We start from the raw sequence: 15,622 nt of genomic DNA, 5'->3' as shown, positions 1-15,622 counted from the left end.
TTTTTATGGTTATCTGCTTCTTTCTCTTTCACTTTCATTTCCAAGTGCTCTTTCTCCTTTTGAAATTTTATCATTTCCGAAACTATAGTTGATGGAAAACCTAAAGAATCTATTATTGGCGTACGATTTGTAAGTCTGTGCGATTCCGTTAATTTCCGACAGCATGGTCCGTGGACTGGAATTAAATAGATCATACGCTGCAATGCTTAGATTCAATCCTTTATACGGTGTCTTGTAAGAAAGAGCCATATCTAATGAATTGGCTTCAGAGTAATGAAACAAATTTTGATTAGTTCCTGATCCATACCAGTAATTGATATCCAGTGTGAGCGTTTTTGACGCATTCAGAGTCAATGAATTATTAAGGGATCCAAAAAATTCAAATCCGTTCCTTAAAACGAGGTTAATATTCTGGGTTTTCTTTGACTGGGAATAATTCAGGAAAAGAGTAACATAACTTTTCCACCATGAAAGGGCATTAAATTCATACGTTTCCGATAAAGAATAGCCATAACTTTTAAAATAATTATCAAAGGTTACGATCTGCTCTTTGGTTTCGTCATTCATTTTAAAGAACACATTATATGCATTTGAATTTACATTAAAAGCCAATTTGGAAGTCAGATTCTTATAAGTATGGGAAAGTTCAATATTATCTACATAAGAAGGCTTCAGATAAGGGTTACCCATAGAGGAAATCTGGCTGTTCACATAATATCTGGCAGGATTTAACTGCCCGTAAGAGGGCCTTTGTATCCTTCTGGAATAGTTGAGTAATAAACTATTCTTTTCGTTCATATTATATTTGATAAAAAGTGATGGAAATAATTTAAGATACTTATTGTAGTCTGCCTGATCCAACATAATAGAATATCCTTTGGTCTGGGTATACTCTGTTCTTAAACCGATCTGCCCTTCCCACTTGTCAGAAAATTTCTTTGTACCATTAATATAAAGAGCCTGAATTGCTTCGTCATATTTAAAATGATCTGATTGAGTTAAAGTATTATCAATAGAAAGGTCATAATTATTGAGCAGATAATCTGTCTTTGTAAATCCAAATTTCCCACCATAGTTTAGATTGATAAATTTCCCAGGATACTCAATATCAAATTTTAAACTGTAATTATTGATGTCCTGATTTGAAATACCTCTATTGAAAAAATTTATTCCTTCATAATTAGAATTAGAATTATATCGGTTAGAAAGTATGGTATTGTTTTTATCTGTAACATAGTTAAGAAAATCCAAATCTATATTTAACTTTTTCCCGAGGGTATCTAATTTCTGCTCCAAATGGAGGTTCAATGAATGGTTATTATTCTTATCCTGAATATGTCCGTTCCCTTTCAGAAAATAAAGAGGACTGTTTGCATTATTGACTACAGTTGTATTGATATTATCATCAACATAATTATTGTACACCCCTCCTAAATATTGTAATCCTATCTTTGTTTTAGGTGTTATATCATAATCTATTAAAAATCTCCCTGAAAACTGATTATAATTCCATTTTTGTTCTGTGGTTAAAAAATAGGGTTCCGAAAAGAAAATATCTGACATCTGCTTTGTAAAGGTATCACCGTACGTATATCCTGTATTGAGTAAAAAACTGATTTTATTCTTTTGATACGTAAAATTGTTGTTTACTGTTTGTAAGATATATTTTGTTTTTGCTACATCAGTTGTCAAAGTGGTATTATTATTCCACGAATTTTTCTTAGTTTTTTTAAGAACCAGATTAACAATCCCACTGTTTCCTTCGGCTTCATATCTGGCAGACGGGTTACTGATGACCTCTACAGATTTGATATTTTCACTCGGTATGGACTTCAAAAAGTTCTTCAAATCATCCCCGCCTAAATTGATCATTCTGCCATCAATCATTACTTTCACAGCATCCCTTCCGAGCATTGATATCTGATCATTTTTTAGAACGAGCCCTGGCACAGCTTTTAATGTCTCGAAAATATTACCTCTATTTGCCAATGCATTGTTTTCGACATTAAACACGGTTCTGTCCAGCTTATGAACAATCATTTTAGGTGAAGAGGTCAATTTGACCTCTTCTATCAGTTTAGATACCGTTGCAAGCTCTATATCAGCCAGTTTAGTGTCCGAATTAATTGTTACTTCTTTTTCAAAAGAGATATACTCTGAATTCCTGATTGTCAGTATATAATTCCCTTTTGTAAGTTCCAGACTAAAGTTTCCATTATCATTGGTAATTGCTTTTCTATTATTATCTGAAGTAGTCGTTTTAAAAAAAATTGTTGTATTTCTTAAAGGTTCCTTTTCTTTATTTAATACCCTGCCCTCTATTTTATATTGAGAATAAAACAGAACAGGCAATAGTAAAATTAAAAGGTGTAATAACTTAAAGTTTTTCATATAAATAATTGAATTAATGTATTTTTACAAAGTCCATAAATTCTTTAATGTATTTTGAAAAGTCTATTCTAGAAGTAGATACTGGTTGTGATAATTGAATTAAAACTCCATTAGAATATTCAAATGCTTTCAGATTAATTCCATTAAATTCGGTTATTTCTTCTGTAGATTCATTGAAAGATGCATATTCTTTCTCTGTGTTTTGGCTTAAATGACTATAGAATCCAAAAATATTTTTTTCTATATCTCTGCCATCCATATCTTTAATATCTTTTCTAATCATTTCATATGGAATTTTTTGCTCTGTCCTGCATTGTATCATATTCCCATAATTCTTCATTATTTCCTGAACTGAATAATTTTTAAAATCAGGATATGGAACCATAATCAAATTAGTTAATACGCCAATCATATTTTCATATTCCGAATTTTCCCTGTTGCTACTCAACATACCAAATAAACCTTTGTTTGGATTATTATAATCAGTAATAATTCTTAAGAAAATTGATAAACAGAATGCATTTAAAGGAAGTGAAACTTTCTGAGATACTTTCTGTAGATGTAAGAAGTCTTCATCTTTAACAAATGCTTCCTGCACTATAAACTTCTGAAAATACACATCCTCCTTGTCTGAATTTTCATCATCATGTAATGGTAGCTCAAGTAGGCTTTTAATTTGTTTTTCTTTAATCTTTATTCCTTCATCAGATTTTAAAAATTTTTCCTGAGAATCAATAAAATTAAAATAGTGAGGTCTAACTGTAATCTCTTCATTTGAATTAAAATAGGCTTCTAATTCATTTTTCACAGTATTAGCTGAATAGTCATCTAGTAAAGAGTGATGAATTCCAAAAAATACGGTAGCCTGTGAAATGCCGGAAGTTTCTGTTCTGACAGCAAATACTCTGATCAGCTCTCCATTGAACATATCAAAAGGTTGGAATATGAATTCTTTTCCTATAGTCTTTATTTCATCTTCTGATCTGATCTGTAAACTTTCATTCTGCAGTTTTATTACAAGATCTTCTTCTGATACGTATTGCTGTATAATTTGAGAACCATTCTTCTCATACTTCATCATTAAAGAAGGAAATTTTGAGAAACACGCTCTAAGTTTCTTTTCAAAACTGTTTTCATCGAATGACTGAACATTGATATCAAAATTTACTGATGAGTATTTATTTCTGAATAAGTGATATTGATTAGGAGATACAATCATTTCATTTCCATAACTCCACTCATTAATATTCTCATCATCATCCTCTTCCAGAATCTTTATGATATTTTTTTCATATAACTGAGCTAATTTTTGGATCGTTGCTTCATGGAATACATTTTTTGAATAACGAATATTAGCATTCAGTACTCCAGAAACTATGATTCCTGAAACATCTATTAAAACATCTGTTTTCAAATTTTCATCAGAAACCGTTGACCCTATATCCTCAGATGAGAAATCAAACATCACCTTTTTATTATCAGTCCCTCCAGCAGCATCAAAACTTCCCATATAACTAAATATTATCCTTGGTTCTGAAGAAGAAACAATTCTTTCTTGTAAATAATGCAGAATACCATATCCGATCCCTTTTTGAGGAACGTTCCCTAGTCCTTCCTTTACACTTGCTATGGCTGATCGGCTATGATCGCTGATATCTAATAAAAACGGATATACACTTGTAAACCATCCTACTGTCCGGCTCACATCCATATCAGATGAAATGTTTTCTCTACCATGCCCTTCCATTATTAGTTTAGTTTTACTTATTCCGAAATGTTCCTTAAGAGACACAGCCAGGGCTGTTAATAGCACATGGTTCACCTCAGTATTATGCTTTCTACCCGCATAAGTTTGTAATAAATGAGTAGAATCTTTGTCAAGAGAAAATCCTATACTATTATCAGGAACATGTTGTTCAAGTAAAGGATAATCCGTAGGAATCGCCGGATATTCTTCGGATTCCATATTCTCCCAATAGCTTCGTTCTTTGTTTAGAGATATACTGGTACTATAATCCTCCAAAGCCGCACTCCAACTTTGAAAAGAATGTGTTTTCGCCGGAAGCACATGTGCATTACCCAATACAGCTGAATCATATAAATTATTCAAATCTTCCAATAGAATACGCCATGAAACACCATCTACTACTAAGTGGTGAAGGATTAACAAAATTCTGTCCCCATCACTCATAGATACATGCCCTACATGGAATAAAATTCCTGAGGTAATGTCTATTGAATTCTGAAGTGATGTTCCAATATATTGTAAACGTTCAAGTTCTTCAGCTTTGGTTGAACAAGAGCTTATATCAAAATATTCATAACGGCAATGTTTACCTGATGTATCAGCATTGGATTGTCTCCACTCATTCTTTTCATTAGTATAAATCATACGCAAGGCATCATGATGAATAACCAATTGCTTTATACAGTTTTCCAGAATAGACCCAGAAAGTCTCTCTGTACTTTTCAATACAATTGATTGATTATAATGATTCTTATTTACAATCTCTTCACTTTCAAAAAAGTAACGCTGGATAGGCGTGAGATTTACATTTCCGCTTACTATGGACTGCTCTATAGTGGAAACTTCACTAACGATATGATTGCTCATCTCTTCAAGAACTGGATATTGTAGAATATGTTCTACCTTAAGAGTATAGCCTTGCTGTCTTAATTTTGATACGATCTGAATAGATTTGATAGAATCTCCTCCAAGGTTGTAATAGTTGTCCTTGATACTTATAGGATTATGTTTTAGAATCTGCTCACAAACTTCTACCAAGATACATTGCATTGGATTAGCAGGAGCTACATACTCGTTCTTTATTAGATCACCAGCAGAAACTTCCGGCAGAAGTTTACGGTCGATTTTTCCGTTACTGGTTAAAGGAATGCTTTCCAACTCTACATAAAAACTAGGTAGCATATGATATGGTAACTTACTTTCTAAGTATTTCGTTAAATCATCTTTATCAATATTTCCTTCAGCTACATAATATACCACAAGGTTCTTGTCTCCTTCATGTTCTTTAACTTCCGTAACTACAGTCTTAATTCTATCGCTATAATTAATCACATGACTATCAATCTCCCCTAGTTCGATCCTGTGCCCCCTAATTTTGACCTGGTGATCAATTCTTCCTAAATACTCGATATTGCCATCAGGTAACCAACGTCCAAGATCTCCGGTGCGATAAATTTTGCTTCCCGAAATAAATGGATTCTCTACAAACTTTTCCTCAGTTAGATCCGGCCTGTTCAAATATCCTCTACTTAATCCAGAACCTGATATATATAATTCTCCTACTACTCCTGCCGGAACCAAATATTTTTGATCATCCAGAATATAGCAATTAAGTGTTGGGATAGGCTTTCCAATATTTGATAGAACAGAGCTAGTATCCTTTACAGTAAGTTCTTTATAAGTAACGTGCACTGTAGTTTCAGTAATTCCATACATATTAATCATTTTTATACCCGGATACTTATTCTGCCAGTCTTTAAGCATATAAGGATTCAATGCTTCTCCTCCAAATATGATGTAGCGTAATGCTAACTCTTCATGATTAAATAATTTATCATATTCTGCCAAGTTGTAAAATGCCGCAGGAGTCTGATTCAATATTGTAATCTTATTAGTAATGAGATAATTTAAAAAGGCACCGACATCTTGTACAACTCTCTTAGAAATTACATGTAGAGTTCCGCCAAAAAGAAGTGCACCATATGATTCCCATACTGAAAAGTCAAAATTATAGGAATGGAATAATGTCCATGAATCACTTCTATTAAAATCATAAAGAGCATTATCATTGAAAAATAATCTCACTACATTTTTGTGTTCAATCATTACACCTTTAGGGTTACCTGTAGTTCCTGAGGTATAAATTATGTATGCCAGATTAGTAGGTTGAATATGAGTATCCAAATTCTCCTCTGGATAATTATCCTTTAAAAGGTCAAACGCTAACCAAAATTTTTCATCTATAACTATTTTTGACTTTGTATCCTCTATTATATAATCAATCCTATCCTGAGGATAATCATTATCTATAGGCACATAGGCTCCTCCTGATTTCAAAATCCCAAGAATTGATATTATCATCTTCTCGCTACGTGGCAATTGAATACAGATCAGATCATCTCTCTTTATATTATATTTCTCGCGAAGGTAATGAGCCAATTGATTGGATTGTTGATTTAATTCCCAATAAGTAAGTTTTGTTTCTTCAAAAACAACAGCTACATGATCAGGATTAGTTGTCACCTGAGATTCAAATAGGCTTATAATATTCTCTTCTGAAGGATAATTTACTTCTTTATTGTTAAAGTCTTCTAATAAGTGTTTTTTCTCGGCAAGACTTAAATAGTCCATTTCGAAAATTTTCTTATCTGCATCTACGAAAATATTTTTCAGCAAATTGGAAAAATGTGATTCAATATTATCCATCAATACGGTATCAAATGCTGAAGCATCATATTTAATATCAAGCACAACTGCATCTTCAGATGGGAACACTGTTATTAAGAAATAGTAATTGGTTTCATCCACTACTTCAACATTCTTTATTTCCTCAATGGACGAACTATTTTCATTTTCAATATAGCTTTCCACAATAGAATCCTGAACAGGATAGTTTTCAAAAACAATAATATTGTTAATCATATTACTTCCCAGCCCTGAAATTGTTTGAATATCTGAAAGATTAGAATAATGATAAGGACTGCTTTGTATAGACTGTGTATGCAGTTCATGGAAAAACTCTTTAACCGTATTTTCTTTCTTATATTTTACTCGGACCGGAACTGTATTGATAAATAATCCTACCATATTTTCCACATCTTCCAGCTCTGGAGGACGGCCAGATACAACTGCTCCAAACACAGCATCTTCTGATCCATTATATCTGGAAAGTAAATATCCCCAAACTCCCTGAATATAAGTATTGATAGTAATCCCTATATTCTTGCATTGACTTTCGATTCTTCTGAATGAATCTCCTTCGATTTTAATCTTATTATTTACAAGCACTTTAGCGCCAGAGGATGAAGTATACTCTTTTTTAAACGGAATTATAGTTGGTGAGCTTACGCCTTCAAGGTAGCTTTCCCAATATGAAAGTGTTACTTCCTTATTAACTTCCCCTAGCCATTTGATATAAGAAGAATATTTCTTGGGTTCCGGTAAATTGATTTCCTTCTCATGTTCCAGTGAGTTTAAGATTGTAGTGAAATCATTAATCAAAATACTTAGACACCAACCATCCATAATAATATGATGATGACTCCAAATAAACTCGTAATAACCATTAGGTAATTCTACGATAAGCAAACGCATTTGGGTAGGCTCCCCCAAATTAAAGCCACGATTTATATCACCTTGCTTGATGTTATCCAGTTCAAGTTCTGATTCTAAAATTAAATGTTTGAAATCTACTCTGGCTTTCTTATGTACAATCTGTAAAGGAACTCCTCCATAACGGTTTTCAAAGGAAGTGCGAAGAATAGTATGGCGGTTCAATAATATTCCAAAAGCCCTTTCTACAAGTGATAATTGAAGTTCTGAAGATTTAACAAGATAAGAAGTCTGCATAAAATAAACCGAACCATGCGAATCTACCAGCCAATGAAAATATAATCCCTGCTGCATTGGAGAGAGCTCATAAATATCTTCTATATCATTCTCTTTACTGATCTCCTCAATGGTACTGAATGATAAACCTTTGTAAGTGAGGTCTGATGGAGTGAGAATCACGGATGAATCTTCACTCTCTTTCACTATAGCTTCCAGATGTGCCTGATAAGCCGCTAAAAGTTTCTGTATCGTATTTTCTGTAAATAATTTATCTGAGAAACGGATATTGATACTCATCACTCCGTTCACCGTCATCCCTGAAACATCCAACAAGAGATCTGTAGATAAATTAGCAGAATCTACTGAAGAGCCTATATTTTCGGAACTGTAATCAAATAAGGAGGCCTTCCCTTGAGTTTCTGGATCGCCAATTTCATTAAAATCTCCAAGGTAATTAAATTGGACTGAAGCTAAACCTGAGGATATAAATTGGTTATCCAGATAGTTCAAAATACCATAACCGATTCCTTTGTTGGGAATACTTCGTAAACCTTCTTTTACACTTACCAAAGCAGGCTGATTGTTATTGCTGATATCAAGACTGAAAGGATATACACTGGTAAACCAGCCTATTGTCCGACTGATATCAAGTCCTGTGTTCATCACTTCTCTACCATGACCTTCCATTAAAACCTTAGTCCTGGTTATTCCAAACTGATCCTGTAAAGCTAATGCCAAACCCGTCAGTAAAACATCATTGATTTCTGCGCTGTATTTTCTCCCAGCACGAGTCTGTAATAATTTCGTTGAATCTGAACTTAAACTGAAGCCTATACTTTTATCTAAAACCTGTTTCCCTTCTGAAGGATAATCTGTAGCCAGAGCTGTATAATTTTCAGATTCTACCCCTTCCCAATACAAACGTTCTTTGGATAGTTCCGGGCTTCTGCTGTATTCATCCAAAGCTTTACCCCAACTCTGGAATGAATCCGTTTTGGAAGGAAGCTCGGAAGATAAGCCCTGACCTCCCGATTCATATAGTTTCCCTAAATCTTCAAGCAAAATTCTCCACGAAACTCCATCCATGACCAAATGGTGAACCACTAAAATGATACGGTCGCCATCACTCATCGAGACATGACCTGCATGGAATAAAATGCCTGATTCAATATCTATACTGCTCTGAAGGTCCTCACCTATTTGCTGCAATTGGGATAGTTCTTCTGATTCACTACCACTCTTGATATCAAAAGACTCTAAACGATAATGCGCCCCATCAATTCCCGCATTATGCTGGTTCCACTCCCTGTCTTTCTGACTGTATACCATTCTTAAAGCATCGTGATGTGACACCAAAGTCTTTATAGATGATTCTAGAATTTTTCCGGAAAGTCTTTCCCTGCTTTTCAGGATAACAGACTGGTTGTAATGATTTTTATTAGTGATCCCTTCACTCTCAAAGAAATACCTTTGAATAGGCGTAAGAATACTATCTCCAGTAACTGCGGACTGATCAATTTTAGCAACATCTGTTGTCATATAGCGAGCCAGCTCTTCTAATACAGGATACTGTAAGATATGTTCTACCTTCAGACTATACCCTTGCTGACGAAGCCTGGAGACAATCTGAATGGATTTTATAGAGTCTCCTCCTAAGTTATAATAGTTGTCACGGATGCTGATAGGATTGTGTTTCAAGATCTGCTCACAGACAGAGACCAATACTCTTTCTTCTCCGCTGGTAGCAGCTACATATTCATTCTTTATTAAATCTGAACTGCTTACTTCAGGTAAATTTTTTCTGTCGACCTTTCCATTACTTGTTAAAGGAATCTGATCAAGTTCAACATAAAAACCAGGAAGCATATATTGTGGAAGTTTACTCTCTAGATGTCTAGCCAGATCCTGTTTGTCGATCGGAGTATCACTTACATAGTATACCACCAAACTCTTATCTCCATCATGCTCTTTTACTTCAGCAACTGCTGTTTGAATAGCTGGATTATAAGAAAGCACCTGGCTGTCGATCTCCCCAAGTTCGATACGATGTCCACGGATCTTAACCTGGTAGTCAATTCTTCCCATGTATTCGATAGTACCATCAGGCAACCATTTGCCTAAATCTCCGGTACGATACATTTTCGTATCCGGAATAAATGGATTCTCAACAAACTTCTCTTCCGTTAAATCCTCACGGTTCAGATAACCCTGGGCTAATCCGTCTCCCGATATATACATTTCTCCACTTACTCCTGCAGGAACCAAATGTCCATATTCATCTAAAATATAAATCTGGGTATTGGCAATAGGCTGGCCGATAGGTATTGTAGTCGAAGTTAAGTCACTTCCTTTTTCCAGCTTATGCACGGTAGCACAGATGCTCGTCTCTGTAGGACCATACGCATTGTAAAAAGTACCATACTTTAAATATTCTTTTGTCTTACCGATCACTGCTGATTCTCCTGCGGTAATTAAACCTTTTAAATTTTGAAGCTTTTCAACATTCAGTAAACTGAAGAAAGCAGGTGGCAGCGTTACCAGATCAATAGAATGACTGTTTACATATTCTTCAAAGGCATACGCATCTTTTCTCACTGAATCGCTCAGAATATGAAGACTCTTACCACTAAGTAGCGTCATAAAAATCTCTGAAATAGAAGCATCAAAAGAGAAAGAAGCAAACTGGGCTACATTTTCGTAAGAGGAAACTTCAAAGAATTCTTTCTGGAACAGCATCGTATTTAAAATACCGCCATGGGTATTTAAAACTCCTTTTGGCTCTCCTGTAGAACCGGAAGTGTAAATGATATAAGCAATATCTTCTTTTTCTAAAACTGTTGATGTAAAGCCTGAAGCATCTTCTTCTGTGAATTCCAGATCGATGGAAAAGGATTCTCCAGCATAGAAATCAAGGTCAAAGAAATAATAAGATTCAGTGATCAGTAAAGACAAGCCAGAGGTCGTCACTTCTTTCCTGGATTCAGGGAGATTGGCATCTACAGGTACATAAATTGCCCCTAATTTTAATATCCCCAGAATGGAAACAATCTGATTCTCACCACGGTTAAGCATAACACCCACCTGATCGCCTTTTTTAATCCCATATCCGTCTCGCATCTGAAGAGCAAGGCTGGATGCTTTTTCATTTAATTCTGTATAGCTTAATCCAAGATCCTCAAAAACCACGGCAATACTTTCAGGAGTAAGATTTACCTGATTTTCAAATAAGCTAAGAATACTTTGATTTTCAGGGTATGAAACAGAGGTATCATTAAATTCTTTTAACAGTACTTCCTGATCAGCAGAGCTTAAATAGTTCAATTCTGAAAGAGGCTGATCCGCAGAATCAACAAGACTTTCTATCATTTTTATTAGATGATCAACAAACTTCACAACAGACTCTCTGTCATATAAATCAGTATTATAAGTTGCAATTCCTAATAATCCATGATCACTTTCTGAGAAGTTAAATTCAATATCGTTCTTAGAAATATCATATGTAATCGGATAACTTTCGATCACCAGATCATCCATTTCTTTTGGTCCGTCAAATAAAGCCATGTTATTATGATTGTTCAATACTACTGACACATCATAAAGAGCTGATTTTCTGATATCCTTCTGATAGTTTATTTCATTAAGGATTTGGTCAAAAGGATAATTCCCATTAGAAAATGCATCTATAATATTCTTTTTCTCTTTTATTAAGAATGTATTGAATGAGTCATTATTATCAACATTTGACCTTAAAGGAAGGGTATTAAGGAAAAGTCCAAGCTGGTTTTCTAGATCTGGATGGTCCCTGCCGGAGAATGTTGTTCCAATGATAACATCATTCTGATGGGTGTATTTATTCAGTAATACTTTTGTACAGGCTACTAAATAGGTAAATAAAGAGATGTTGTTTCCTTGTAAAAAATGTTTAACTTTTTTTACATTTTCTCCAGGAATTACAAATACAAACTTATCACCATTAAAAGTCTGATACTTCTTTCTTTTTCCTGAAAAAGGCAGATCTACTCTTTTTATATCATCGGAAAGAGTTTTGATCCAGAAATCTCTGCTCTTTTCAACATTTTTCTTATTTACCCAATCAGCATAATCTTTATACTGTATTTTAAGGTCTGGTAAGTCGGGAGACTCATTTCGTACTAAATAATTGTACGTTTTTATAATCTCCGCAGCAAAAAGATTGCTTGACCACCCATCGCAGATGATATGATGGGTATTGAACCACAGAATGTATTCATCGGTATCCACTTTAATCAGATACACTTTGAATAAAGGAAATTCATCTAATCTAAAATTAATTTTTTTGGTATTTAAAAGTTCGGTTAACTCCTGATCCTTATTCGGAGAGGAAGTTAAATCAATACTCTCAATTTTAAAATCAATCTTATCAAAAGGTAAAACCTGCTGGAAAACAGTTCCGTTGATATTAAGGAAAATTGTTCTCAGAATTTCGTATCTATTAACCAGTAACCTGAATGATTCTTCAAGTTGAGATGATTCCAGATCTCCTTTTAATTTATAGGCTTCACTCACATTATAAGTAGCTGAAGCTTCATAATTTTGCTGGATTACCCAAAATCTGTACTGGGCAGCAGTAATCGGATAATATTTAGCTTCTTCAACATTCCGGATGGGTTCAAAGCTTTCAACATTTGCATCTCCTGATATTCTTTGGGCAACAAGATCGATCCTTGGATTTTCCATGAAATCTTTTATTGAGATGGTTTTATTAAATGTAATTTTAATCTTGTTGATAATTCTAATAAGAATCAAACTGTGTCCTCCCAGTGCAAAGAAATTGTCTGTAACTCCAATATTTTCTACTCCTAATATTTCCTCCCAGATTTCTTTCAACTGCTTTTCAGCATCATTTCTAGGAGCAACATATTCCTGTTTTATGAGATCTGATGGAGCAACATTCCGCAGTTTTTTACGATCTACCTTTCCATTATTCGTCAATGGAATCTGTTCCAACTGAACATAAAAATCGGGAAGCATGTATTGTGGCATTTTCTTCTCAAGATAAGCTGACAGGTCTTTTTTGTCAATCTGCTCATCAGATACAAAATATACTACAAGATGGGCATCTCCCTCATGTTCCTTCACTTCTGTAACTACTGTCTTAATTGTAGAATTATAAGAAAGTACATGACTATCTATCTCACCCAATTCTACACGATAGCCACGGATTTTCACCTGATCATCAATCCTACCCAAATATTCTATATTTCCGTCAGCAAGCCAACTTCCAAGATCACCGGTACGGTACATTTTTGAGCCGGAAGAGAAAGGGTTTTCTATAAACTTCTCATTGGTGAGTTCAGGATTATGCAAGTATCCTTTAGCTACTCCTGCTCCGGCTATGCATATTTCACCCGGAACCCCTACTGGAACAAGATCATTTTTCTCATTACGAATGTAAACCTGAGTGTTGGAAATCGGCTGACCGATATTTTCATCCGACTGCTCTATCTTACGGGCGATACAACCTATGGTTGTTTCTGTAGGACCGTATTCATCATAAATATCAATGTTTTCACCGATCGAACGGATGGTCTGAATATGGTCTGCATGAAGCTTTTCCCCTCCTAAAATAATTTTAGAAAGACCGGAAGATGTCACTTCAGTATTTTTTAATAAAGAAATATGAGATGGAGTAAGCTTAAGAACATCCACTTCTTCATTTCCAAGCATTGAAAGTAAGGATACTAAAGTATCGTCCTCCGAATTCCCCAGGAAAAGCTTTCCTCCTCTAGTAAGGGAACAAAAAACGGCAGTCCCTGATAAGTCGAAAGAAATTGATGTAAACAGCCCCCAATTACCTCTTTCTTCTGCAGTAAAATAAAAATCATTACTCCATGCTGTATAATTAAGGATATTAGAATGTGTGATGCTGACTCCTTTTGGGCTGCCTGTAGTTCCTGATGTATAAATAACATAAGCAGAATCGCCGGAACCAATGGTCACAGACGGATTATCTTTTGAATAGTCTTCCTTCTGTTTATCAAACTCTGATAAAAACGCATCATCTATAACTACCTTCGCACCACTATCTTCAATAATGTACTGGATTCTTTCAGCAGGATAGTCACAATCTACAGGCACGTATGCTGCTCCGGATTTTAAAATCCCAATGATAGAAATAATCATCTGTTCACTGCGGGGAATCCGGATACACACAAGGTCGTTAGCCTGAATATGATAATGAGTTTTAAGATAATTTGCCAGCTGATTAGACTTTTTATTAAGTTCCTGATAGCTTAATGATCTTCCATCAAACTCAATTGCATCAGCTTCTGGAGTTTCTGCAACCTGTGACTCAAATAGATGAACAATACTGTTTTTATCTTCAAAATTAGCTGCTGTAGAATTGGCAAGTGCTATAATTTTCTTGTCTGCTGAAGTCAGCCCAGGTTTTTGCTGGTACAATAATGTATCATATATTTCCTTGAACTGTTCTTCAATAATTTCTTTTTCTACCGGTGAGAAAATATCATTATTATAATAAAAATCTACAGATAAGGTTTCACCGGAATCAACTACTGTCAGCTTACAATCAAAAATATCCTGTACGGAATAGGTTTCGATGATATCAGCATTTGATTGGCTAAGGATTTTTCCTGTATTAACGTATTCAAAGCAATATTTGAAATAAACTGTATTTTGTTTTTTACGGTTTAAAGTGAAGTAATCAGCCCAGCTTTTTACAGCTTCTACCTCTTTTTTGATTTCTCTAATCGCTTCTGATAAAGCAAGATTTTCTGAATGCACTTTCAGATTTAACGCAACCATGGAATTGACATACCCTATCGTATGTGCAAGTTCTTCGTAAGGCCTGTCCTGATTTACATAACCGATGGTCAGATCTTTATCATCTGTTGAAAATTGCGAAAAATAATGGTTTAAACACAATAACAGATAAGACTCAGTAGTCAGATCATTTTCCGCTAAATCTTTAGCTAATTTCCCATAATTTTCTTTGTCAACAGAAATTATATTTTTCCTTACCGGCTTGAAAGCTTCGATTTTTTTCCCAAAAGGAATAATCTTATTTTCAGGATCTGCATTATAGGTCTCCCAGAATAATTTTGCTTCTTCTTCGGGCTCTGCCAAAAGCTCATTTTGCCATGAGCAATAGTTATAAAATTCTATTTTTTCCGGATGTTCATAACTTCCTTTTATCCTTTGTATAATTTCATTAGAGAGATAGGTACAGCTATACAGGTCTCCAAATAATGAGTAGATTCTTATAGCTATATACCTAGCTTCTCCTGAAATACCCACTCCGATTTTAAGCGCTTTGTTTTCATGATAGTGATAAGGAGAGTCAAAATCATTATCAACCACTTTGATGAAGTGATCCTTATCAATTTCCGTATCAAAATACCAACGTTTGATTTCATGCTCTTTATGATCTTTATACTGGATCGCATTGTTTAGATCGTTATTGGAAAACAATGTATAAAACAATACTTCATGTTCTTTTATCGCTTCATTGATATGTAAAGTAAGTTCCTCATCAGAACATTGATCCTTTACTTTAATAATAACCTGATTATAAAGACAGTCGGCATTATTAGCCTGATTTGACACATAATTAATCTGATTTTCAGATAATTTATATCCTTCGATTTTCTCCAT

Annotated in this window: 2 protein-coding genes; both read right to left on the bottom strand. The window is 34.5% G+C overall.

Annotation, left to right across the window (positions count from 1 at the left end):
- Nucleotides 1-9: 9 nt before the first annotated feature.
- Nucleotides 10-2,391, bottom strand: a complete 2,382-nt coding sequence (locus H561_RS0117740; protein ID WP_027388229.1) for an outer membrane beta-barrel family protein — start codon at nt 2,389-2,391, stop codon at nt 10-12.
- Between the two features lie 13 nt (nt 2,392-2,404).
- Complete coding sequence (locus tag H561_RS0117735) at nt 2,405-15,622, bottom strand: non-ribosomal peptide synthetase (RefSeq protein WP_027388228.1); 13,218 nt, start codon at nt 15,620-15,622, stop codon at nt 2,405-2,407.

Origin of the sequence: Chryseobacterium gregarium DSM 19109 (assembly GCF_000430845.1) — a bacterium.
GTDB classification, from domain to species: Bacteria; Bacteroidota; Bacteroidia; order Flavobacteriales; family Weeksellaceae; genus Chryseobacterium; species Chryseobacterium gregarium.
Note: the sequence above shows the minus strand (reverse complement) of the source record. Positions and strands in the feature narration are given on the sequence as shown.

Coding starts and splice junctions, on each gene's coding strand:
- H561_RS0117740 (WP_027388229.1), bottom strand. CDS start 2,391: ATGAAAAACTTTAAGTTATTACACCTTTTAATTTTACTATTGCCTGTT.
- H561_RS0117735 (WP_027388228.1), bottom strand. CDS start 15,622: ATGGAGAAAATCGAAGGATATAAATTATCTGAAAATCAGATTAATTAT.